Origin of the sequence: Bradyrhizobium sp. Leaf396 (assembly GCF_001424605.1) — a bacterium.
Classification (GTDB): Bacteria; Pseudomonadota; Alphaproteobacteria; order Rhizobiales; family Xanthobacteraceae; genus Bradyrhizobium; species Bradyrhizobium japonicum_C.
The window spans coordinates 174,052-197,431 of record NZ_LMQJ01000056.1 but is presented as its reverse complement, the minus strand read 5'-3'; the positions used below and the strand labels follow the sequence as shown (position 1 = coordinate 197,431).

Genomic DNA, 23,380 nt, shown 5'->3' with positions numbered 1-23,380 from the left:
GTGGCGTGTGGCCGGCTTCCGCGCGAAGGCGCTGCGCACGTTTCAAGACAGCTAGAATGAATTCCCGAGTCATAGCGCATCAGCCAAAGCCAAACGTGTTGGCGATGTCGTGGGCGGCCTCACGCTCATCAGCGAGCTTCTGAGCAGCCTCTTCCGCCTTCAGTTCGTCGTAGCCGATGCGGTATAGTTCCAACTCAAAGGCGGCACGCATTTCATGGCGAGCCTGCCAGCGCCGCCAATAGGTGGCCGCCGCGGCGTGGTTCGCTTCCGGGATGTCAGCCGGCTTGCCGGTCTTGCTGCCATAGCGCCGGCAGATAACTTCGAGCGATTCGTCATGGGCTTCGCGCTGATAAGCCATCTGATCGTCGAACCAGGGCTTCCACTCCGCCGGCACATTCTCCGGGGTTTCATCGGGAGACCAAGCTCGGAAACACAGGTACTTGACGCGCGACTCGGGAACACGTGCGCGCATGGCGCTCACCGGCCCTTCATGACGCGAGCCCGACTCGCAATAATCGTCGAGATACATCGTGTCGTATTCTGGATTGAACGGCTGGGTGAAGCTCTTCATTAAGCCGCTGTGCAGCAATGCCGGGCGTTTCAATGCCTTGCGATGCCATGCCTCTGTTTCGGCTTGGCTGTGATGCGCAGCCAAAATAGCGGCTTCCTTATCTGCGGCCGTCTCGCAAAAGCGTAGAGCATCCGCCTGCCACAGGGCTGCATACTGTTCTTCATAGCGGTAGCGGGCCTTTAGCCGGCGCCGGTCGAATTTGTTCGCGACACCTGCGACAGAGCCATCAACGCTGCCAAAGCAACGCGCGAGATATCGCTTACGTTGGGACCCCAGGAGGGCGGGCCATTCTGATGCTTCGGACATGATCGTGACTCGTTGGAGGGGCGGAAGCGGGGAGCGCTGCGCTTTCCGGTTACTTAGTGCGATCAGCGGGCGCCGGATTGTTCCAGCGCTCGAAGATTGCGACGGGATCAAGCTCGCAAGCCGGCTTCGGCCGTTCGCCGCGACCATAGGCGGCATTCGCCATCCGTTGCAGGCGCGACTCAGTCTTGGCCTGCCCGTCGTCGCCCTTGAAGGTCAGCTGCTCAAGGTCCGCGATTGCTTTCGCAACGTCGGCCTCTTTGACCTGTCGCCAACTATGCTGGCCTCGCGCACCATTCGTGTATTTCTGAATTGCCTTGTCGGCCGGTTCACGGCCGCGGGCAGCAAGCGCCGCAAGGTACGCCCGCTTCAGCGGCGCCATTTGGATTTCGTCTGACATGTTCATAGTCCTCTTAGATGTTGCACAACAGTTTCAAGCCGCCCCGCTATCCCGTCGCATTTCATCCCCGCCGAAAGGCGCTTTGGCGTGACAACGGACCGACTGACTCGACCGCGCGGGGACAAGGAGCCGCGTGGCCCGCCGCCGGATGGTAAGTTCAGCCAAAACCCATCCGACGGTCTTCCCCGACGCAGAAGCAAAGGATCGAAGAAACCTTGCGCCGGGAATTGGTTGATCACGCGAATTCGATATCCAAGATTGCGAGCGGACTCGCCGCCAAGCGCGGACCGGTGTTGATGCCGCGAGCCCGGCCGGTTCGGTAGATGAACTCAGCCTTCCGCTCGATTTCCAAAATCTCAGCTTCGATCTTCTTCAGCATGGCGGGCCGATCGGCGATGGGAATGGCGTTCTCAGCGTCGTGGCCGGCGAGAGCCATTGCTTTCAGCCGCTCACGAATCTCAGTGCCAAAGACAGCAAAGATCAATGTAGCGGTGTCGTTCAGCCGAGAGAGGCCGCCAGCACCATTCGGAATCGTCAGCATCGGCAATTCGAGAGACGGTGCGGAAAAGCGGCCCGATGAAAATTCGTTGGGAGTGTGCAGCTTCCGAAGAGCGTGCTCAATGCTTGCCGACGCGCCGGGAAGGACGCGATCAATCGCGGACGCGATGACAGAGGCGGGTACGTGTGCACGTCTGACGGCTTCCGCTTCATCGAGCTTGGCGGCGCGAGCGGCCCGACAGGCCTCATGCTCTGCGACCAGATTGTCGCCAAGCTCGCATTTGAAGTTGTACGACTTCAGCGGCCTAAGGACGTTGGCTTGGGCGAAGTCCTTGCAAGCCTGAGATTGGTTGCCCGGCTGTAAGCGGCGTTTGGCCTCGAAGTCCTCGTCAAGGGCGCTCAATTCCAGCTTCTTTGCCGCGACCGTTTCGTCGGCGGCCCTGTCAATCTCCTCTGACGGGATTTGAGCGCGTTCGTTGTTCCGCTTTTCATTCTGTGCCCGCGCAATTTCTAATCGGATTTCCGCGGCCCGCTGTTGTTTCCGCTCATACTGTGCGTATTCCAACTCAACGAGGTCGTCTTCGTGCTTGGCGATCTGCTGCGCTGTAGGCGGAAGATTGTCGATCGGCGCTTTGACAGCCGAACCGGGGTTGCTCGAAAAGTGGGTGATCTGTTCGGTGGGCATCGGACTTGCTCCGGGGTTTGAATGTCGATGAAGTCAGCCGTACACGCCCAAAGGTCTTCGAGTCTTACCCTGTTGTTGGGTAGTCACTGCGTCGAGGATGTGTCTGCATCTCACCAGCAAGTCCCTAAGGTGGGCTGCGTGACGTGCTTCGTCGGCGCGAATCCAATTGACGATTTCCTTGCCGTGGTCGCGTTCGCCGGTATCAAGAGCGCCGGTAAAGCCTTTCTCGGAAGCGCTGCCAAAGCCGTGGATGTGCTGGACGCACGCAAGACGAACATCTCTGTCTGAAACGCTCAGGCTTTCGCGAAACATCGTAGCCGTTGCGAAGGCTTGGGATCGTCTCGTTGGAGCCGATGCCTTTACGCTGAACAAGAAAGGCAAAGCGTCGGCGGCTGCGGCGAGTCCGTCCGTATCGTTGAATGCGACGAACCGGCGCAAAGCATCATCAATCTCCTGCATGTTGACGGTCATGGCCGCACCACACGGAAGGATGCGCGGCGACGTTCCGCTTCCACCTGTCTGCGTAACGCAGTTTGCTCCGCCTCTCGCCGCAGAACTTCGTCAACGAAGGCGGCGCGAGCGTCTTCCAATGTACGGGGTGGGTTCATGGCCGCACCACCTTTCGGGGGCGCGTCGGCTCGCGCGTTAGTGTGGCGAGGTCCCAAGCATCGAGTTCGTCGGCAGCCCAGAAGCGGTCAGCGCCGTCGAAGTAATATGGCTTGGGAAACCCTGCCTCTCGCGTCTTGCGGCGAATCCATTCGTCGGACGCGTTACCATAGCGCTCGCGAACCTGCGCAACACGAAGATATCTTTTCAAGGGAGGTAGGTTAGACAACATGGGGCAACCTCCGCGCTTTGCGCGTTGGTGCCGTTTATGTTGTCACTCGGCTGCCGGATGCATGAGGACAGGCCATAACGGGCCGAATAGCTAGTCTTTCACATATGCCCATCTGTGCGAACGTTCAACCGCTGAGCGTTGCTTCAGTTAACGCCACGACGTCATTCTTGTTTGCCGGCCTAGTCAACGGAACTACGTTCGATGACTGTCCGCTGACAATGCGGTCAATCTCCCGGGCGAGCGCTTCAAATGCCATCACCTTCTCGGCGGCGTATGCGTGTCGGTCATAGGTACCGTCTACGCCGCCACTTGCATGGTTGCTGCAAGCCCGGCGCACTTCTAGAGGGATTTTGATTCGCTGCATCAAGCTCCGCGATGTTCTCCGAAGGTCGTGCAAAACCCAGTGCGCGACGGCGTCGCCCGTGAGCTCATCGAGCTTTGCCTTCCAATCGGAGAAGCCGCCCATGGGTCGATCGTGGTGACGGCCTTCGAATACGAACGGCGAGTTCGATTTCTTCAGCAGCGGTTCGATGATAGCGTTTAACTGCGGCGTCCGGTGCCAATCCATAGGCAGCCCGTTCTTCGTTCTGTGTCCCTCGCAGGACCATAGCGACGGCGATAACTCGGCGCGGTCCATCAAGGCGGCTTCGTTGCGTCGCGCCATTGTGAGCATCAGCGTTCGAACAAGGGCGCCGAAGTTGCCAAGGCTGGGGTCTGCGCAGGCGTTCCACACAATTCGAATTTCGTCGTCGGTCAGAATGCGCTCGCGCGAATCGGCTGTCTCCGTTTGAATCCCCGCGGCCGGATTGGCCTTCACCGTTGCATTGCGGTCCATCACCCAGCCGAAGAAGTGCGACAGGCGGGTTTTGCCTTTGCGCCGAGCGTCCTTGAACTTGGCGAGCCCGTCGAGCAGGCTAACGCAGTCTTGGCGAGTGATGGACCCGACCGCCCTGCGGCCCCACGCGGGTAGGACGCGGCGCACAAAGAACGACCGCGTTGCAGCAGCCGTCTCGACGCCGATTTTAGGATCAACCGGGTTGCCCTTGGCGTCGGTCTCGGCGGGGGCAACTTCCTTAGTTTCGTGATCGGTATATGGGCGGCCCCATGACAGGTGTCCGCGGTCATAGTCCTTGAAGGCAGCCAAGACGGTGTTCGCAGGTGCGGCTTTGCGGGTTTCCGCCTTGACCCCGGCAGGGTCGCGTCCGTTGGCAACCTCGCCCCTAGCCGTCGCGGCCTCGGCGCGGGCAGCTTCGAGCGTAAGGGCCGGATACTGCCCCAGCGTGAGCTTCCGGGTGGCCCCCGCAATAACATAGCGGAAAGCCCACGACTTCGCCCCGGAGGGCTGCACGATTAAATAAAGGCCCGGGCAGGCCGCGTCCGGGACCTCGCGTCGAGCGGTGCCGGGCTTCTCACTTTCGACCCGATCGCGGGTCAGCTTTTTGGCGGGCATTTCGGCCTCGGGGTAAAGCGGGGTAAAGAATTCCCCGTTTTCGAAGTGTGGGCGTACGTGGACCACGCGCGGCCGGCAATAGCAATTCCTAAGCGAAAACAATGTTAAAGGAGCCTATTATGAGTGCCACATAAGCCCACATTTCCCGTCCCCTACGACCTTGCCAAGGTCGGGGTCGAGGGTTCGAGCCCCTTCGCCCGCTCCAGTTTTTCCCAAGCGTCCAGCTAAGCCAGGGTCGGGCCGTGGTTTCCACGCCGCTGACGGCTGAATTGTTGGGTTCGACATGACCATTTTGATCACCGGCAGCGCCGGCCACCTCGGGGAGGCCATCCTGCGGACGCTCCGTGAGCGCGGGTCGCCTGCCCGCGGGATCGATCTAAAGCCCTCCCCCTTCACTGATGCTGTCGGCTCCATCGTCGATCCCGCCTTCATGCGGCGCCAGATGGACGGCGTCACCGCCGTCATCCACACCGCGACGCTGCACAAGCCGCATGTGGCGACGCACTCCAAGCAGGACTTTGTCGACACCAACGTCACGGGCACGCTCAACCTGCTTGAGGCGGCCGCGGCGGCGGGCGTGAGGAGCTTCGTCTTCACCAGCACCACCAGCGCGTTCGGTTCGCAGCTTCGTCCCGAGGCGGGAGAGGCGGCCGTGTGGGTTACCGAGGACCTGGCGCCGGTGCCGAAGAACATCTACGGCACGACCAAGCTGATGGCCGAGACTCTCTGCGAGCTGTTCTTTCGCGAACGCCGCTTGCCCGTCGTCGTGTTGCGGACCTCGCGCTTCTTCCCCGAGGAGGACGACGATCCTTTGATGCGGTCGGCCTACGCGCTCGATAACGCGCAGGCCAACGAGCTGCTCTATCGCCGGCTCGATATCGCGGATGCGGTGAGCGCGCATCTGCTCGCCGTCGAGCGCGCACCGAAGATCGGCTTTGGCCGCTACATCGTCTCGGCGACGAGCCCGTTCGAGCAACGTCATCTGGCGGCGCTGGCGCGCGATGCGGCGAGCGTCGTGCGCGAGCTCCATCCGGAGTGCGCGCGGCTCTACGCGGCGCGTGGCTGGCGCCTCTTCCCCGCGATCGACCGCGTCTATGTCAACGACCGCGCGCGGCGCGAGCTCGGCTGGCGGCCTGAATTCGACTTCGCGCATGTGCTGCGCAGCCTGCGGGATGACCGCGATTTCCGCAGCGCACTGGCGCGCGAGGTCGGATCGAAAGGCTATCACGACAGGCTGTTTGACGGCGGGCCCTACCCCGTCGCCCCGTGAGCCCGCGCTCGTCATTTCTCTCGGTGCATCAAGTGTCTGTCCGGCGTCGCCGCGCGCGGAGCGGCCTGCGCCGTTCTACTGTGCATGGGGTTGTTTTCGCAGTTTGGGTGTTGGCCCCTCTCTTGCGCTGTCCGAAGGCGAGCTCCTGTCCGTCGGATTCCGCGTTGCAGCGAGAGCGCTGCCGACGCGGTGCTCGTGCCTCATCGACACTCCGTCTCAATTTTGAACGAGCGCAACTGCAGCACACGCGATGCTCTTCTCAGCGCTCGCAGATGTGCTAGCCTTTTTGCGTCTGCCTCCAGCAGACTCCGAACCTCGCCTCTCGACTAGCAAAACAAGATAAATCGCAGCCTTGCCGGCTGCCTTAGGGGAGTGACGCGATGACATCGATGTTCCATCGATCCGTGTTGGCGCTTGCGGCCGTGGCCATTCTCGCCGGGACCAGCGCCGGCAATGCGCAACAGCAGGACAAGAACCGGGCGCTGAAGAAATACGAATCCGGCACCAAGGAATTCTGGACCCATCCGCCGGACGATTGGTTTCTCGGCGACGAGACCGAGGCGCAGAAGGGCCTCGCTCCGCCCTCGGGCCCGCCGACCGGCGCCTCCGACGCCGAGCTCGCCAACATCGTCAAGAAGATCAAGCTGCCGTCCGGCTTCAAGATCGAGGTCTACGCCTCGGGCGTGCTGGCGGCGCGACAGATGGCTTGGGGTGACAAGGGCACGCTGTTCGTCGGCTCGTTCGGCCTCGGCAACGTCTATGCCATCAAGGACAACAACGGAAAGAAGGAGGTCAAGACCGTCCTCAAGGGCCTCAACATGCCCACCGGTCTCGCCTTCAGGGACGGCGCGCTCTACGTCATCGCCGTCGACAAGCTGATCCGCTACGACAACGCCGAAGCCAATCTCGACAATCTCGGGCAAGGCAAGGTCGTCTATGACGACATGCCCTCCTATGCCGCGCATGGCTGGAAATACATTGCGGTCGACAAGGAAGGCTGGTTCTTCCTGCCGTTCGGACCGCCGTTCAACATCGGCATTCCGCCGACCAGCGTGTCGCAGATCCGCCGCGTCGATCCCAAGACCGGCAACGCCGAAATCTGGGCGCTTGGCGTCCGCAACTCGGTCGGCGGCGACGTCGATCCGCGCACCGGCAAGCTCTGGTTCACCGAGAATGCCCGCGACTGGATCAGCGACGATCTGCCCTCGGACAAGCTGAACATGATCAACCGGATCGGCGAGCATTTCGGCTATCCCTATTGCCACCAGGGCAATTTGCCCGACGACAAGTTTGCGATGGGCCACAAGTGCTCGGAGTTCACGCCCCCCGTGCTGAATCTCGGCGCGCACGTCGCTCCGCTCGGCATGAAGTTCTACACCGGCGATCAATTCCCCGCCGAGTACAAGAACAATATCCTCATCGCCGAGCACGGCTCCTGGAATCGTCACAAGTACCAGGGCGCGCGCATCGTGCGCGTGATCGTCGGGCCCGACGGCAAGAATCCCAAGCGGGAGATCTTCGCCTCCGGTTGGCTCGAGGGTGACCAGGGCTATCTCGGCCGGCCCAACGACATCATCATCGCCAAGGACGGCTCGATCCTGGTCGCCGACGATTGGGCCGGCGCGATCTATCGCATCAGCTACACCAAGAAGTAGCGCGTACGACATGGGGCTGCGGTGGCCGCAAGGCGCTGCAGCCCCTTCCGTCTGATTCATTGTCGTTCCGGATTGCGCCACTTGCGCGCAAGTCCGGAACCCATAGCCGCGATCCGCGGTTATGGAGTCCCGGCCAGCGCCAAGGGCGCGCCCCCGGAATGACGACATCGCTAGATCGGAATCTTCCCTCATGCGCCGACAAGTCCTCTCGCACGCAATGGGCGCGGTTGCGCTCCTGGCGCTCGGCGCATTCTCTGCGAGCGGCGCCGACAATGCCGCGATCAAGGAGAAAGCCTCCGCCTGCGCCGGCTGCCACGGCGCGAACGGCATCTCGCAGACGGAGAACATTCCCTCGCTCGCCGGCCAGCCCGATCAATTCCTGCAGTGGCAGCTGGTGTTCTTCCGCGCCGGTGCGCGCAAGAACGAGCAGATGCAGCCGATCGTCGAGCAGATGACCAACGAGGATATCCGCAATTTCGGCGCTTACTTCTCGCAGCTCACGCCGCCGAAAGGTCCGGAGGACAAGGATCCGGACCTGTCGAAAAAGGGCGCGCAGGTGGCTGCCGGTCGCCGCTGCGCCTCATGCCACACGGACAGCTATGCCGGCACCAAGGGCGTCGCCCGGCTCGCCGGCCAGCGCCAGGAATATCTCGTCAAGGCATTGCACGACTACAAGGCCGGCCAGCGCATCGGCAACGGCGTCGCTGCGATGGTCGATGTGGCCTATCGCATGAGCGACGAGGAGATCACTGCCGTCTCGCATTATCTCGCTCATCTGAAATAGCAGCTGAGCTGCTGCCGCAAACTCCATTGTTGTCCCGGACAGGCGAGGCGCCGATCCGGACGACATTGGAGAATGAAATCAGCTCCCCCGCTGCCTCTCATACGCCTTCAGATGCGTATAGGCGATGCGCAGCTTCGGCACGGGCACCTTGGCGGCATCGGCGCGCGCAATGAGATCGCCGATCACGTGGTCGGCCTCGACCGGCAGGCCTGCCTTGATGTCGCGGAACATCGAGGCCGTCATCGGCGAGCCCTCGGCGGTGAGGTTGCCTTTCACGCGTTCGAAGAAAGGGCCACCCGGCGGATAACCCGACGCGGTGGCGACCGCGCTGGTCTCGTCCAGCATGCCGAGCAGGAAATCCCGGCCACCGGGAGCGGCAAGGATGTCGCCGACCGAGGCGCGCATGAGGCTGGTGGATGCCGCGAGCGAGGAGAGGAACACCCACTTCTCCCACATGTCCTGCATGATGTTCTCGCTCGCGGTGGCGCCAGTGATGCCGCTCTTGAAGGCCTCGTCGATCGCCTTCACCCGGTCCGACATCTTGCCGTCGCGCTCGCCGTAATTGATCGACTGCATCGGCTGCAGCTGCACCACCTCGCGCTTCTCGTTCAAGGTTGCGGCGATGGCGCAGAGGCCGCCGAGCACGCGCTCCGAACCGAACCTCGCGTCCAGCGTATCGAGATGCCTCATGCCGTTGAGCATGGGGATGATCGCGGTGTTCGGCCCGACCGCCGCGGCGAACGACTTGATGGCGTCGTCGAGGTCGAACGCCTTGCAGCTCAAGAGCACCACGTCGAACTTGTCCTTGAGCGCGTCCGCCTGCACGGTCGGTGGGTTTTTCAGGGTCACATCGCCATTCGGGCTTTTGATGACGAGGCCTGCGCTCGCAAGCTCGTTGGCGCGCCGTGGTCGGACCAGGAAGGTGACATCGCGGCCGGCCTGCAACAGCCTGCCGCCAAAATAGCCACCGATGGCGCCGGCGCCGACGACGAGGATACGCATGGAAATGCTCCGTTCCATTCCTGGCGAGTGGTGAACAGGGAGTAGCGAATAGCAGGCGCGATTTCCACCCGCTATTCGCTACGCGCCATTCGCGCGCTTCACTTTCCCGACACCATCTCCTCGACCTCGCGCAGCTGCTCCTTGCCGAAGAACATCTCGTCACCGACGAAGAAGGTCGGCGAGCCGAACGCGCCGCGCGCCACCGCTTCCTCGGTGTTCTTGATCAGTCTGCCCTTCACGTCGGGTTCCTGGGCCCGGGCGAACAGCTTTTGCGCGTCGAGCCCGGAGGACGCCAGCGCCTTCGCGGCGATCTCAGGATCGTCCATCTTCTTGGGCTCGCGCCACATGTGATGGAAGGCGGCCTCGACGTATTGCTCGAACACGCCCTCGAGCTCGGCCGCGATCGCCGTGCGCATCAGGTTCAGCGTGTTGACCGGGAAGTGCGGATTCCAGACATAGGGCTGGACATGGAAGCGCTTGATGAAGCGCTCGGTCTCGACCCGATGGAACTCGCGCTTGTTCTTGATGCCGGCGAGCGTCTCGGCCGGCGACTTGTTATTGGTCGATTTGAAGATCCCGCCGAGCAGGATCGGCACATAGTCGAACTTGACCCCGATCCGCTGCTCGATCGCCGGAATCGCCAGATGACTGAGATAGGCGTTGGGACTGCCGAAATCGAACAGGAATTGCGGGGCGGTACGGGTCAAGATCATTCTCCCTGAGGTCGCTTTTGTCCATTGTGGCGCAGGGCGTGCCACAGGTCCACCGTTTAATGATGGTCATAATACTTTGACGGTCAGATCAGACGGCGGATCGCCCGCTTGCGCCACACCAGAAGGTAATAGCCCATCTGCAAAACGAACATGGCGCAGAACACGATCGGATAGGCAGCCCATACGCCGTCGATGCCGATCGTGCGGCTCAGGATGACCGCGGCTGGCAGCTCGATCACGACGATCGCGAAGATCGACAGCAACATCGGCGTGAAGGCGACGCCGCCAGCACGCATCGCACCCGAAAACACGGTCGCCAGGCCGAACGGCACCGAGCTCCACAAGGCGATGTACAACAGCCCTTTTGCCAGATCGAGGACGGCGCCGTCCGTGATGAAGATGCCAAGCACCGCGCGCGGCGCGAGATAGATCAGCGCCACCAGCCCGCCGGTCAGCACGAGGTTGAACGCAAGACCGGCGCGCACGATGCCGTCGAGGCGCGCTCTGTCACCGCCGCCAATCGCCTGCGCACCGAGGATCGAAACCGCGATCGAAATCGACATCGCCGTGAACTGCGTGTAGCCCATCACCTGGTTGACGGCACCGTACGCGGCCGTGGCGTTCGAGCCGAAGCTGTTGACGAGCCCCAGCAGCACCAGCTCGGCGATTGCCATGGCCATCATGCCGATGGCGCTCGGCAACCCGATGCCGAGTATGTTTCGCAGTACGGCGCCGTTAAGCCGAAGATGGCGCATCATGACAGCGTCCGGTGCGAGCGCGTGCTTCCTTCGCAGCAGATGGATCGCGAGCACGATCAGCGTCGCCGCGTTGGCGATCGCCGATGCCCATGCCGGACTGATGATTCCGGCCGCCGGCAGTCCTGACGTGCCGCGGATCAGCAATGGCGTCAGGATCAGGCCGATCGCAGTCGACAATGCCAGCGCCAGCAGCGGCGTCAGCACATCGCCGACGCCGCGAATCATCGCCGTCATCAGCAGGAAGACGAAGCCGAGCGGCATGGTCAGCAGCATGACCTTCGCATAGGCGCTGGCCTGATCGAGAATGTCCGGCGGCGTGGCGAGCACCATCATCAGTTCACGGCTGCAGAGCCCGCCAATCAGTGCGATCGGAATCGACAGCAGCAGGCCGACTGCGAGCGTCGTGCCCGCGATGATCTTGATCCGGCCGTGCTCGCCTGCGCCAAAGGCCTGGCCGATCAACACGGTGGCGCCGGTGCTGAGGCCCATGACGAAGGCGAAGAGAAAGAACATCACCGGAAAGAAGGCCGAGACCGCGGCGAGCGCGTCGACGCCGATCATCTGGCCGAGATAGACGTTGCTGACGGTGCCGAACAGCGATTGCAGCGCGTTGCTCAGCATCAGGGGTGCGAGGAAGCGGACGAACGTGGTCCAGAGCGGCTTCGGGGCGGACATGGATCGGCCTTTCATCAGGACGTGCGAAGCCGTTGCGACGCGAAGCACGCGTGGCCCGGCCGTCGATGGGGTTATGAGAACGGTGCCTTAAGCGCGGTCGCTGTAGGCGAGCTTGACGATGTGGTCGCGGATATCAGCCGGCCAGTCGGCTATCAGTCCGGTGAAGCGCCGCCGGTCGTCCGCGAACAGCGCGCGCGAGGCCTCCTCGAACTGCGGCAGATCGCCGGCCATGGCCGACATGAAGCGATAAGCCGCATCACGCGCCTGACGCTCGCGATCCTTGTCGCCGCTGGCGCGCCGCGCCTCTTCGACAAGCTTGCGCAGCGCGACCGAGGCGCCGCCGGGTCGGGCGTTGAGCCACTCCCAGTGCCGCGGCAGCAACGTCACCTCCCGCGCGACCACGCCGAGTTTCGGCCGGCCGCGGCCGCGTGGCTCGCTGGGTGCTTCAGCCGTCTCGGCCGGCGGCATGAGCTGCGCCAGCCGCGCCAGCACCTCACGATCGTCGCCGCGCAGGTCGAAGTCGATCGACCGGCCCGTGCCGTCGTCGAAGATGATGATCGGCTGGTCCAGCGGCTGTGTCGCCCGCTTGACCGCGAGCGCGACATCGCCCGCCGTACCGGAGGCCAGCCGGCGCTGGCCGGCAAAAGCTGTGTAGGTCCCGTGCATTGGAATCATGACCCTATTGATCGTATTACCAGCTTTAATACCCGGGTAAATTAGCGAGGTCAATATACCCGGGTGAAAATACCCGCAGCGGTGGCTCGACAATGTGTTCCCGGGCTGGCACGAACGGCGCGGCCGATCGACCACGTCCAAGCCTTGAGGATCCACGATGCTGACCGTTCACCACCTCAACAATTCCCGCTCGCAGCGCGTGCTGTGGCTGCTCGAGGAGCTGGGCGTTCCTTACGAGATCGTGCGCTATCAGCGCCAGCCGGACATGCGCGCGCCGAAGGAGCTGCGCGCCATCCATCCGCTCGGCAAGTCGCCTGTCATCACCGACAACGGCAACACCATTGCCGAGTCGGGCGCGATTATCGAATACATCATCGCCACCTACGGCAATGGCCGGCTGATCCCCCCACCGAACACGCCGGAGCGGCTGCGCTACACCTATTGGCTGCACTATGCGGAAGGATCCGCGATGCAGCCGCTGCTGCTCAAGCTCCTATTCACGCTGATGCCGAAGCGCGCGCCGGCACTGCTGCGTCCGCTGGTGCGCAAGGTCTGCAACCAGGCGCTGACCGCGCTGGTCAATCCGCAGCTCAAGCAGCACATGGACTATTGGGAAGGCGAGCTTGGCAAAGCCGAGTGGTTCGCCGGCAGCGAATTCACCGCGGCCGACATCCAGATGAGCTTTCCGCTGGAAGCAGCCCAAGCGCGTGGTGGGCTCGAGCAGGGCCATCCCAAGGCGATGGCATTCCTGGAGCGAATCCATGCGCGGCCAGCCTACAAGCGCGCGCTGGAGAAGGGCGGACCGTATCAGGTCGGGCGGTGATTGTTTCCATCGTCATCTCGGGGCGGTGCCGAGCACCGAACCCGGAATTCCGAGGTTCTCAGGTGCGCAGTCGCGCACCATGGTTCGCGTTCGAGCGCCCCGGAACGGCGCCTCTCGATCAATCCGCGTACAGCACGCGTCCGCGCGTCTCCGGCAGCGCGAACGCGGCGATGAAGAACACGGCGTAAGCCACCACCGCAAAAATCGCGATCGCATTTGCCAGCGACGTCGTCGCCGATAGCGCGCCGACCAGGAACGGAAACAGCGCGCCGATGCCACGACCGAAATTATAGCAAAAACCCTGGCCGGAGCCACGCAGCCGTGTCGGGTAGAGCTCGGTCAGGAACGCGCCGATCCCTGAGAAATAGCCCGAAGCGAAGAAGCCGAGCGGGAAACCGAGCACCCAGAGAATCTCGTTCGTCAGCGGCAGTTGCGTATAAAGCAGCACGACCGCCATCGCGCCGATCGAGAAGATCAGAAACAGATTGCGTCGTCCGATCCGGTCGGCGAGCCACGCACCGACGAGATAACCGATAAAGGAGCCGATGATCAGCGTCGCCAGATACCCAGTCGAGCCGACGATCGAGAGATGCCGCTCCTTGGTCAGGAACTGCGGTACCCAGAAGGTGACGGCGTAGTAGCCGCCCTGGCAGCCCGTGGCCATCAGAGACGCCAGGATCGTGGTCTTGAGGATCGGGCCGGAGAAGATTTCCCAGAGTGCCGGCCGATCGCCGCTCGCAGCCTGTCTTGCGCGGGTCTCTGCCGAGATCTGGGGCTCAGTGACCGACCGGCGGATGTAGAACACGAGCAGCGCCGGCAGCGCGCCGATCACGAACATCCAGCGCCACGCCGTCTCCGCCGGCATCAGTGAGAACAGGATCGCCTGCGACAGCACGGCGAGGCCCCAGCCGACCGCCCATCCCGATTGCACCGAGCCGACGGCGCGTCCGCGATATTGCGGCCGGATCGCCTCGCCCATCAGCACCGCACCGGCGGCCCACTCGCCGCCGAAGCCGAGACCGAGCAAGGCGCGGGCAATCAGCAGCTGGTCGAAACTCTGCACGAACGCGCAGATCAGCGAGAAGAACGAGAACCAGATGATCGTGATCTGGAGCGTCCTGACCCGCCCTATATGATCGGACAGATAACCGCCGAGCCAGCCTCCGATGGCGGAGGCGAGCAGCGTGACCGTGCCGGCAAGGCCGGCCGAGGCCGCATCGACCTTCCACAGGGCGATGATGGTGCCGATCACCAGCGGATAGATCATGAAGTCCATGCCGTCGAGTGCCCAGCCCGCGGCGCAGGCCCAGAACGTCCGCCGCTCCGGCATGTTCATGTCGCGATAGAAGGCGAGCAGGCTGGTGTCCTCGATCTCAGCACGTTCGATGCGCTGGTTCGGATCCGAGGTGGTCATGTGCGTTTCCCGGCAGTTTCTCGAAGGCTGCGCATTGGTAGCACGCATGGCAGCGAGAGCTAGCGGGCCTGCGCTCCCGTGCCATGCAATGACGCGGCTACTGCCCCGCCGCTTCCGCGCCGCGCGTCCGCGGATCGGCCGCGCCGAGCGGTCCCTCCGCTGTCACGCAAATCGAATTGGCCGATGTCTGCCCCATCGGTTCGACGATGTGGTGACCCATCGCCTTCAGTTCGCCCAGAACATCGCTGGGGAACCCGCGCTCGACGCGCACCTCGTCCGGGAGCCATTGGTGATGCAGCCGTGGTGCTGCGACTGCGGCCGCGACATCCATTTTGTAGTCGAGGACGTTCACGATCACCTGGAGCACGGTCGAGATGATGCGGCTGCCGCCGGGCGAGCCCGTCACCAGCACCGGCTTGCCCTCCTTCAGCACGATCGTCGGAGACATCGAGGAGAGCGGCCGTTTTCCCGGCCCTGGCAGGTTGGCCTCGAAGCCGATGAGGCCATAGGCATTGGAGGCGCCGACTGCCGCGGTGAAATCGTCGAGTTCGTTGTTGAGCAGTACGCCGGTGCCATCGGCGACGAGGCCGACGCCGTAGCTGAAGTTCAGCGTGTAGGTGTTGCTGACGGCGTTGCCGCGGGCATCGACGACGGAGAAATGTGTGGTGTTGCTGCCCTCGCGCGGCCCAGCAGAAGCGGACACGAGTTCCTTCGACGGCGTGGCGCGTTCGGAAGAGATGCCTGCGCGCAGCTTGGACGCATAATCTTTCGCGATCAGCGTCTCGATCGGTGCGTTGACGAAGGCGGGATCGCCGAGATAGCGCGCGCGGTCGGCATAGGCACGCTTCATGGCCTCGATCAAGAGATGCAGGGATGCCGCCGATCCCTGCTTCAGATCGGCAAGCTGATAGCCTTCGAGGATATTGAGCGTCTCGACGAGCACCACGCCGCCGGACGACGGCAGCTGCATCGAGACGATGTCATAGCCCCGATAGCTGCCGCGCACCGGTGCGCGGATCACCGGCTGATAGGCCTTGAGGTCGGCCGGCGTCATGATGCCGCCGGCGTCAGTCACCGCCTTGGCGAGTTTCTCCGCGACTGGTCCCTCGTAGAAGCCGCGTGGTCCCTGTGCGGCGACGGCCGACAGTGTTTCGGCGAGATCGGCTTGCACCAGTCGGTCGCCTTCGCCCAGCGGCGTGCCGTCCGGCCGCGAGAAGATCCTGGCCGAGGAAGGCCAGCGCGCCAGCCGCCGGTGCCAGCTCGGCAGCGTATCGGCGATGTCGTCGTTGACGATGATGCCGTCGCGGGCGAGCGCGATGGCGGGCGCGAGCAATTGTGCCAGCGTGAACCGGCCCGAGCCGTACTTGTCCAGTGCCAGCGCGAGGCCCGCGACCGTGCCGGGTATGCCGATGCCGAGCGCGGAATCGCGTGATTTTGCAGCATCGGGTGTGCCGTCAGCGCCGAGGAAGATCTGCGGCGTGGCGGCGGCCGGCGCCGTCTCGCGATAGTCGATCGTGATGTCCTCGTTGCGATCGGCGGAATGGATCACCATGAAGCCGCCGCCGCCGATATTGCCCGCGCGCGGGTAGGTCACCGCCATGGCAAAGCCGGTCGCGACCGCAGCGTCGACCGCATTGCCGCCGCGCCGCAGGATGTCGGCGCCGATCTGCGCGGACAGCTTCTCCTGCGCCACCACCATGCCGTGCTCGGCGGCGACGGCGCGCACCATGTCGCGCGCGGGCGGGACATAGCCCTGCCGCGCATCCTGTGCGGCCGCGGGAGCGAAACCAAACGCCAGAGTGGCAATGAAGGCGAAAAATGTCCGCCGTGTCGAATACGATGACATATCAAACTTCCGCCGCGGCCTCGGGCCAGTTCACACGCCTCGCTGCAATGCTATACGGTTTGCTCCAACAGAGGCAAAACTGTTCGTGATGAGGATTGCGTGACCACGACGATCGTTCCCGACGTGCGCATGGCCGGCGCAGCGCCGACCTATCCGCCGCGTGCCGCCGTCGTCAGCTGGATCTTCTTCGATTGGGCGGCGCAGCCCTATTTCACGCTGATCACGACCTTCGTGTTCGCTCCCTATTTCGCCACCAGCGTCGCGCCAAATCCGGCCACCGGCCAATCGCTGTGGGCCTTTGCAATGGCCGCGGCAGGCCTTTCGATCGCGCTGCTGTCGCCGGTGCTCGGGGCTATCGCGGATGCATCTGGCCGCAGGAAGCCATGGATCGCAGGTTTCGGCGCGGTATTGGTGGTGGCGTCCTGCACGCTATGGATCGGCAGACCCGGCGATCACGCCATCATTCCGTTGCTGCTCACCGCGGTCGCGCTCGCCAGCGTCGGAGCGGAGTTCGCCACGGTCTTCAACAATGCGATGATGCCGACCCTGGTGCCTCCGGAACGGATGGGCCGGCTCTCCGGCACCGGCTGGGCCACGGGCTACATCGGTGGCATCGTCAGTCTGATCATCGTGCTCGGCCTTTTCGCGGCCAATCCCGAGACCGGTCGCACGCTGCTCGGACTCTCGCCATTGTTCGGGCTCGATCCCGTCATGCGCCAGGGTGACCGTGCCGCCGGGCCGTTGACCGGCCTGTGGTTCATCATCTTCGTCACGCCGATGTTCCTGTTCACGCCGGATTATCCGGCGAAACGACCGCTGGGCGAAGCGCTGCGCGAAGGTCTGTCCGAGCTGAAGCAATCGATCAAGCGGCTGCCGAAGCAGAAGTCGCTCGCAGCGTTCCTGCTCGCCAACATGATCTACACCGATGGTCTGGTGTCGCTGTTCGCGTTCGGGGGCATCTATGCCGCGGGTACGTTCGGATGGCACACGATCCAGATCGGCACCTTCGGCATCATGCTCGCGATCGCCGGCGCGTTCGGCGCATGGCTCGGCGGCAAGTTGGATGATCGTCTCGGGCCGAAGCGCGTCATTGCCGGCAGTCTGCTCGTCCTGCTGCTGGCGGTGGCCGCGATCCTTCTGGTCGACAAGGAAAGTGTCCTGTTCGTCAAGGTCGCGCCGCCGCAAGCAGGCGCTCCTCTGTTCTCGAGCGCGGCCGAGCGCGCCTATCTCTTGCTGGGCTGCCTCATCGGTGCGGCCGGCGGCCCGCTCCAGGCTGCCTCGCGCACGCTGCTGATCCACCTCGCACCGAAGGATCGCATCGCGCAGTATTTCGGCCTGTTCGCGCTGACCGGGAAGGTGACGTCCTTCATCGGCCCGCTGTTGATCGGCACGATCACGGCGGTGACCGCCAGCCAGAAGGCCGGCATGGCCGTGCTGGTGGTGTTCTTCGTTGCGGGACTGGGGCTGCTGATGCGGGTGCGGAAGTAGCTGCGGGTCGCTATCAACTCTCTCCACGTCATTGCGAGGAGCGCAGCGACGAAGCAATCCAGACTTCCTCTGCGGGAAAATTCCGGATTGCTTCGCTGCGCGCTCAATGACGAAGTCGGTGAGTTCGTCCTAGCTCAATGCCTGAAGTGCCGCGTACCCGTGAACACCATGGCGATGCCGTGCTCGTCGGCGGCCTTGATCACCTCGTCGTCGCGCATCGAGCCGCCGGGCTGCACCACGGCGGTGGCGCCGGCTTCGATGCAGGCGAGCATGCCGTCGGCGAACGGGAAGAATGCGTCCGAGGCCACGACCGATCCCTTGGTGAGCGGCTCGGCGAGCTTCAGCTTGTTGGCCGCATCCTGCGCCTTGCGCGCGGCGATCCGCGCCGAATCCACCCGGCTCATCTGGCCCGCGCCGATGCCGACGGTGGCGAGATCCTTGGCATAGATGATGGTATTGGATTTGACGTGCTTGGCCACCCGGAATGCGAATTTCAGGTCGCGCATCTCGGCCTCCGTCGGCGCACGCTTCGTCACGACCTTGAAGGTCATGTCGTCGACCACGGCGTTGTCGCGGCTCTGCACGAGGAGACCGCCAGCCACCGTCTTGGCGGTGAGGCCCGGCGCACGCGGATCGGGCAGGCTGCCGGCGAGCAACAGGCGGAGGTTCTTCTTGCCGCCGATGATGGCGATCGCCTCCTCGCTGGCATCGGGCGCGATGATGACTTCGGTGAAGATCTTGGTGATCTCGCGCGCGGTGTCGGCGTCGAGCGGACGGTTCATCGCGATGATGCCGCCGAACGCGGATGTGGAATCGCAGGCCAGCGCCCGGCGATAGGCCTCGACGAGGTTCGATCCTTCGGCGACGCCGCAGGGGTTGGCATGCTTGACGATGACGCAGGCCGCGGTGCGCTTGGCGTCGAACTCGCCGATGCATTCATAGGCCGCATCCGTGTCGTTGATGTTGTTGTAGGAAAGCTCCTTGCCCTGGACCTGCCGTGCTGTGGAGACGCCCGGACGCTTGTCGGGCGTCGTGTAGAACGCCGCGGTCTGGTGCGGGTTCTCGCCATAGCGCAACGACTGGATCAGCCGGCCGCCGAAGGCGCGGAAGTCGGGTGCGTCGATCTCGAGCTGGCGGCTGAACCAGTTCGAGATTGCGGCATCATACGCCGCGGTGCGGGCATAGGCCTTCGCGGCAAGGCGCCGGCGCAGTTTCAGCGTGGTCGCGCCCTTGTTGGCGGCGAGCTCGTCGAGCACGGACTGATAGTCCTGCGCTTCGACCACCACGGCAACGTCGTCATGGTTCTTGGCGGCCGCGCGGATCATCGCGGGACCGCCGATGTCGATGTTCTCGATGCAATCTTCGAAGCCGGCGCCCTTCTCGACCGTCGCTTCGAACGGATAGAGATTGACGACCAGAAGGTCGATCGGCGCGATGCCGTGCGCCTTCATCGCCTCCGCATGCTCCTTGTTGTCGCGGATGGCGAGCAGGCCGCCGTGGACCTTGGGATGCAGCGTCTTGACGCGGCCGTCCATCATCTCGGGAAAGCCGGTGAGGTCGGAGACGTCCTTCACCTTGAGGCCGGCCGCGGCAATCGCTTTTGCAGTGCCGCCGGTCGAGACCAGCTCGACACCTTGCGCGGCAAGCGCCTTGGCGAACTCGATCAGGCCGGTCTTGTCGGAAACGGAGAGCAGGGCGCGGGTGACGCGGCGGGGATGGTCAGTCATGAGCAAGATCCTCTGTTGAGCGAGTGTCTATGCCCAGGCGCGCGGCTTCTATGTCCCGCGCTTCCCGATGGTGCTCCATCCAAGGTCGCCAGTCGCGCGAGCGCGCGTTCGTTAGCAGCTTTCGCCCGTTTTCACAACGACGAGATGCGCAGAATTCTCGCGTTACAGCGGAAGTTCCGGCTCGCGGCGAGCGTTGCGGCGGGCATTGGTCACGGCCGGCGAGGCGGTGGAACGGACAAAACTCCAGCGGATCGAGGGGGCCTGGCGGGCATTCTGACGGATCACGATCTGGGCGGTCCGCCGCGGCCCATCGTTGCCGGCCAGGAATACGCTGTCCTCAAGATCGACCTTGTCGTCCAATGCTTCGAAGGTCCAGACGTCGCGGTTCGGCAGCACCAGCATGACGCCGCGCGCGTCCGACAACCGGCTCGCCTTGACCGCCGGATGCAGATGGAAGCGCAGCGCGAAATCGGCGTCCGCGCCCTTGAAGCGTCCGCCCTGCGGCGGCGACAGCGTGTCCTCGCCGTCGATGCGCGCGCCGTCATCGGCGATCATCAGCACGCGGCGATGGATCGCTCCGAACCTGGCGAGATAGCCGTCGTGTGAGGTCGTGAGCAGCGTGCCGTTCTGCACGACCTCGCGATAGCTCTCCACCTCGACCGGGCCGCTGGTGACGGGCGCGCCGTGGAGCAGCCGCTTCATCGCCGACATCTCCACGAACTGACATGATGAGGTGTCGTGGTAGGTCAGCGTCGAATGCGCCGCCGTGCTGCGTGCGAAAGGCCGCCAATTGTCGCGGCCCGTGGTCGGCATGCCGCAATTGGTGACGATCCGGCTGGTGCCGGAAGACAGTTCAAATGAGAGGCAGCCGGCATGGGCGTCGTGGCTGACGCCCGCGGGCGGCGGCGGCCCAGTGTCGATGATCACCGTGGTCTGGCCGGCGTCGAGGCGCTGGAAGCCGGTATGCGGCATGTTCGCCATCGGCACGCCGTGGGTGTCGTCATAGGCGAGCAGCGTGGCGAGCAGATCCGAAGATGTCGCGCTCATGCCGTTGAACAGCGCGAAATTGCCATCGCCGTGCCGAAAGAACCGCAGCATCGGCATCATGCGGTCGATCGCATTGAGCAGCGCCGGCGGCGGCGCGATGTTGCGCGCGGCAAAGGTCTGCCGCAGCGGCAGCAGGTCGATCAAGAGTTCGATCAGCGCGCCCGGGTTGCGGGAAATGTGTCCGCCGTCGGGCAGGATCTGCCGCTGCAATTCGTCTGACAGCTTCTTCGATGCGCTGCGGATGTGACGCGTCTGGTTGGCGAGACACAGGGATGCGTAGCACAGCGCGATCAGCACCTGGAGCTTCGGCACCCCGTCCGGAATGTCGACCATGGTATAGCGCAGGAAGCGGATCTCGCGTGCCAGGGCACGCAGATAGCGGCGATAGAACTTGTTGTCGGTCTCGCTAAGCACCAAGGGCGCCTGCGACAGCAGCGAGATCACGCGTCGGGCCAGCACGTCGGCACGGCGCGCGACGGGACGGCGCTTGTTGGCGGGGTTGGCGATCCAGTCCTCGATCAACGCGCGCGCATTCGCCCGCGTCAGCGCCGTGTCGGCGGCGCGAAGATGGCGCAACCAGCCGAAGCCGAGCAGCGCAACCTCCCAATCCTCCGATGGGGGCTCGAGATCGAAGATCGAACGGCCGTGGCAATTGACGATCTTGCCGGCGAAAACGAAGCGGCCGGCGTAGATTTCGGCGGCCCGGGTCGCGTCCGCGGTGCGTAGATCGTGTGGCGCGATGATGAGGCGATCGGTGCGGCCCGGCCAGACTCGCGACACCGCAACGGAACCGCCGCTCGCGCGCGCGAGCACGTTCCGCGCGAAGCGGTTCATGACCAGCGCCGAGATATGTCTGCGTTGAGCGACCGACACGCCTTGCCTTGATGGGGAGAGGATCAGCAACGAATCCTTATTAATCCCAAAATCGGACGCCCGACACCACCTTGATTGGCGCGAATCAGGGTCGTGGTCGCAAAATCCAGTGCAAAATCAGGATTTAACGAGCCGGGCCGCGAAAAATCCGTCGAGGCCGCCGAGCTTGGGATCGGCGTTCGGCAGATGGCAGGGCAGGGTGCGAAGATCGCCGTCCCGGCTGAGGATTTCGTCGAGGCCCGCAACCTCCGACGCCTCAATCGGGACGCGCCGAAGCGCGGGCTCCGCGGCGAGCAGAGCCGCCACGGCCTGCTCGCCCTCCTCGGGCTCCAACGAGCAGGTGCAATAGACCAGCGTCCCGCCGGGCTTGAGCAGCGACAACGATTTTCTGAGCAGCCGCTGCTGGAGCGCGGCCAGGGCGGCGATATCGGATTCCTGCCGCAGCCATGCCACGTCGGGATGACGGCGGATCGTACCGGTCGAGGTGCAGGGCGCATCGATCAGAATGCCGTCGAAGGCCTCGGCCGGCCCGGCCCATTCCACGGCGTCAGCGACGACAGTCTCGGCCTGGAGCGACAGTCGCGCAAGGTTCTCGCGCAAGCGTGCCACTCGCGCCGGCGAGCGGTCGACGGCCGTGACATGCGCGCCGGCATGTGCCAGCTGCGCGGTCTTGCCGCCCGGCGCTGCGCAGAGATCGGCAATGGACTTGCCTTTCACGTCGCCGAACAGCCGGGCCGGCAGCGAGGCGGCGGCGTCCTGCACCCACCATTGTCCTTCGGCGAAGCCAGGCAGCATGGTCACCGACCCGTGCAGCAGCATGCGCACGGTTCCCGTCGGCAGTGTCTCGCCATGCAGGCGGCTCGCCCATTGTGCGGGGTCGGACTTCATCGTCAGATCGAGCGAGGGCTCGTGGCCGAGCGCGAGTGCCATCTCTCGCGCGGTCGTCTCGCCGTAATGCGCGCTCCAGCGCGCGAGCAGCCACGGCGGCAGGTCCTGCGATTGCGTCGCGACTTCATCGATCAGCGCCTTGCCCTCGCGCGCGCAGCGGCGCAGCACGGCGTTGACGAGGCCGGCATAGCGCGCGGCGCGGCGGTCGGACTGCACGAGGCGAACGGAGAGATCGACCGCGGCGTGGTCCGGCACGTCCATCCAGAGGATCTGCGCGGCGCCGATCAGAAGCGCGCTCTGCGCGCGCGGCGCATCGGAGGGAATGCCCTTGTCGAGCAGGCGTGACAGCACATGGCCGAGCGTGCCGAGCCGGCGCAGCACAGTCGCAACGAGGCGGCGCATCAGCGCGCGATCGCGATCGGGCAGCGTCTTCAATCCGGGATGGGCGCCGCTGCCGTCGAGCTGATCGTCGAGCGTACGGTGCTTGTGCAGCACGCCGTCGACGATGTCGGCGGCGATCCGCCGTGCCGCAAGACCAGGCACTTCGGATGGAGGAGCGAAACGTTGAGATGGCATGCGGAAGCAAGGTTCTGAGCGAGCGGCAGTTCCGCCGCAATGGGCGCATGCCTGGAGAGCCCGATCTCTGACACGCGAATATGCCAAATGTAAGAATCGCTTGCGGGTTTTTTCAGCCCTTGGGCCCGATTTCAGGAATGCGTTATTGGGGATCGCATTGCACCTGATCCTGCGCTAGAAAGCTGGGCGATGAGTGACCAGCCTCCCGTTCCCGATCGCAAGCCACTATCCCCAGCCGCCCAGCGCGCGCTGGCGGAAGCCGAGGCTCGTCGGCAGGCTGCGGCTGCGCTGGCCAAGGATGAGGCCAGGGCAAAGGAGTTGCAGGGGCCGAAAGGGCCCGAGCCCACACGCTATGGCGACTGGGAGCGCAAGGGCATCGCTTCCGACTTCTGAACATCTGCCGAAGAGGCAGGGCAGCGTT

Annotated in this window: 20 protein-coding genes and 1 riboswitch; of the genes, 7 read left to right on the top strand and 13 right to left on the bottom strand. The window is 64.1% G+C overall.

Annotated elements, in window-relative coordinates; all coding sequences use genetic code 11:
* Positions 1-79: 79 nt before the first annotated feature.
* Positions 80-877 (bottom strand): hypothetical protein, encoded by a 798-nt coding sequence (locus ASG57_RS38240; RefSeq protein WP_156402863.1) that lies wholly within the window; start codon positions 875-877, stop codon positions 80-82.
* On the opposite strand from ASG57_RS38240, the gene ASG57_RS38235 reads away from it, so the two are divergent.
* Positions 876-1,271: a hypothetical protein gene (locus ASG57_RS38235; RefSeq protein ID WP_156402862.1), complete on the top strand. Its 396-nt coding sequence runs from the start codon at positions 876-878 to the stop codon at positions 1,269-1,271. The two genes, ASG57_RS38240 and ASG57_RS38235, sit on opposite strands and share 2 nt — an antisense overlap.
* A 238-nt stretch (positions 1,272-1,509) precedes the next feature.
* Here ASG57_RS38235 and ASG57_RS30520 read toward each other — a convergent pair whose 3' ends face one another.
* The 3 genes from ASG57_RS30520 to ASG57_RS30515 form a co-directional block, all read right to left on the bottom strand.
* On the bottom strand, positions 1,510-2,457 hold the full coding sequence (locus ASG57_RS30520) for a hypothetical protein (RefSeq protein ID WP_057198755.1): 948 nt from the start codon (positions 2,455-2,457) through the stop codon (positions 1,510-1,512).
* A gap of 33 nt (positions 2,458-2,490) precedes the next feature.
* Entirely contained in the window at positions 2,491-2,928 is a 438-nt protein-coding gene (locus ASG57_RS38230; protein WP_156402861.1) for a hypothetical protein, read from the bottom strand.
* 491 nt (positions 2,929-3,419) lie between these two features.
* A complete protein-coding gene (locus ASG57_RS30515; RefSeq protein ID WP_156402860.1) occupies positions 3,420-4,745 on the bottom strand; it encodes a tyrosine-type recombinase/integrase in 1,326 nt (441 codons plus the stop codon).
* A gap of 283 nt (positions 4,746-5,028) precedes the next feature.
* On the opposite strand from ASG57_RS30515, the gene ASG57_RS30510 reads away from it, so the two are divergent.
* The 3 genes from ASG57_RS30510 (at position 5,029) to ASG57_RS30500 (ending at position 8,454) form a co-directional block, all read left to right on the top strand.
* The gene (locus ASG57_RS30510; RefSeq protein ID WP_024338727.1) at positions 5,029-6,015 is read left to right on the top strand and encodes an NAD-dependent epimerase/dehydratase family protein; all 987 of its coding nucleotides are present in this window, start codon (positions 5,029-5,031) and stop codon (positions 6,013-6,015) included.
* Positions 6,016-6,395: 380 nt separating this feature from the next.
* Positions 6,396-7,670 carry a PQQ-dependent sugar dehydrogenase gene (locus tag ASG57_RS30505; RefSeq protein WP_057198753.1) on the top strand — a complete coding sequence of 425 codons (1,275 nt, stop codon included), beginning with the start codon at positions 6,396-6,398 and terminating at the stop codon, positions 7,668-7,670.
* Positions 7,671-7,860: 190 nt separating this feature from the next.
* Complete coding sequence (locus tag ASG57_RS30500; RefSeq protein ID WP_024338729.1) at positions 7,861-8,454, top strand: c-type cytochrome; 594 nt, start codon at positions 7,861-7,863, stop codon at positions 8,452-8,454.
* 78 nt (positions 8,455-8,532) lie between these two features.
* On the opposite strand, the gene panE is transcribed toward ASG57_RS30500, so the two are convergent.
* The 4 genes from panE to ASG57_RS30480 all read right to left on the bottom strand — a co-directional run bounded on the left by panE (position 8,533) and on the right by ASG57_RS30480 (position 12,268).
* Positions 8,533-9,456, bottom strand: coding sequence for a 2-dehydropantoate 2-reductase (gene panE / locus ASG57_RS30495; protein WP_024338730.1), 924 nt, complete (start codon positions 9,454-9,456; stop codon positions 8,533-8,535).
* A 98-nt stretch (positions 9,457-9,554) separates the two neighbouring features.
* Positions 9,555-10,163 (bottom strand): 2-hydroxychromene-2-carboxylate isomerase, encoded by a 609-nt coding sequence (locus tag ASG57_RS30490; RefSeq protein ID WP_024338731.1) that lies wholly within the window; start codon positions 10,161-10,163, stop codon positions 9,555-9,557.
* An 89-nt stretch (positions 10,164-10,252) separates the two neighbouring features.
* Positions 10,253-11,602 carry an MATE family efflux transporter gene (locus ASG57_RS30485; protein WP_200948592.1) on the bottom strand — a complete coding sequence of 450 codons (1,350 nt, stop codon included), beginning with the start codon at positions 11,600-11,602 and terminating at the stop codon, positions 10,253-10,255.
* Positions 11,603-11,689: 87 nt separating this feature from the next.
* A complete protein-coding gene (locus ASG57_RS30480; RefSeq protein WP_057198752.1) occupies positions 11,690-12,268 on the bottom strand; it encodes a DUF2239 family protein in 579 nt (192 codons plus the stop codon).
* Positions 12,269-12,434: 166 nt separating this feature from the next.
* Here ASG57_RS30480 and ASG57_RS30475 point away from each other — a divergent pair, with 166 nt between their 5' ends.
* Entirely contained in the window at positions 12,435-13,100 is a 666-nt protein-coding gene (locus ASG57_RS30475; RefSeq protein WP_024338734.1) for a glutathione S-transferase family protein, read from the top strand.
* 118 nt (positions 13,101-13,218) lie between these two features.
* Here ASG57_RS30475 and ASG57_RS30470 read toward each other — a convergent pair whose 3' ends face one another.
* On the bottom strand, positions 13,219-14,514 hold the full coding sequence (locus ASG57_RS30470) for an MFS transporter (RefSeq protein ID WP_057198751.1): 1,296 nt from the start codon (positions 14,512-14,514) through the stop codon (positions 13,219-13,221).
* Positions 14,515-14,611: 97 nt separating this feature from the next.
* Complete coding sequence (gene ggt, locus ASG57_RS30465; RefSeq protein WP_057198750.1) at positions 14,612-16,360, bottom strand: gamma-glutamyltransferase; 1,749 nt, start codon at positions 16,358-16,360, stop codon at positions 14,612-14,614.
* A gap of 129 nt (positions 16,361-16,489) precedes the next feature.
* On the opposite strand from ggt, the gene ASG57_RS30460 reads away from it, so the two are divergent.
* On the top strand, positions 16,490-17,848 hold the full coding sequence (locus tag ASG57_RS30460) for an MFS transporter (RefSeq protein ID WP_028145865.1): 1,359 nt from the start codon (positions 16,490-16,492) through the stop codon (positions 17,846-17,848).
* A 134-nt stretch (positions 17,849-17,982) separates the two neighbouring features.
* On the opposite strand, the gene purH is transcribed toward ASG57_RS30460, so the two are convergent.
* The 3 genes from purH to ASG57_RS30445 form a co-directional block, all read right to left on the bottom strand.
* On the bottom strand, positions 17,983-19,575 hold the full coding sequence (purH, locus tag ASG57_RS30455; RefSeq protein ID WP_057198749.1) for a bifunctional phosphoribosylaminoimidazolecarboxamide formyltransferase/IMP cyclohydrolase: 1,593 nt from the start codon (positions 19,573-19,575) through the stop codon (positions 17,983-17,985).
* Between the two features lie 24 nt (positions 19,576-19,599).
* A riboswitch (ZMP/ZTP riboswitch) is annotated at positions 19,600-19,681 on the bottom strand.
* Between the two features lie 56 nt (positions 19,682-19,737).
* A complete protein-coding gene (locus ASG57_RS30450; protein WP_024338739.1) occupies positions 19,738-21,456 on the bottom strand; it encodes a heparinase II/III family protein in 1,719 nt (572 codons plus the stop codon).
* A 156-nt stretch (positions 21,457-21,612) separates the two neighbouring features.
* On the bottom strand, positions 21,613-22,959 hold the full coding sequence (locus ASG57_RS30445) for an RsmB/NOP family class I SAM-dependent RNA methyltransferase (RefSeq protein WP_024338740.1): 1,347 nt from the start codon (positions 22,957-22,959) through the stop codon (positions 21,613-21,615).
* Positions 22,960-23,148: 189 nt separating this feature from the next.
* Between ASG57_RS30445 and ASG57_RS30440 the strand changes: the two genes are divergently transcribed.
* The gene (locus ASG57_RS30440) at positions 23,149-23,352 is read left to right on the top strand and encodes a DUF1674 domain-containing protein (protein WP_024338741.1); all 204 of its coding nucleotides are present in this window, start codon (positions 23,149-23,151) and stop codon (positions 23,350-23,352) included.
* The last annotated feature ends 28 nt before the right edge of the window (positions 23,353-23,380 follow it).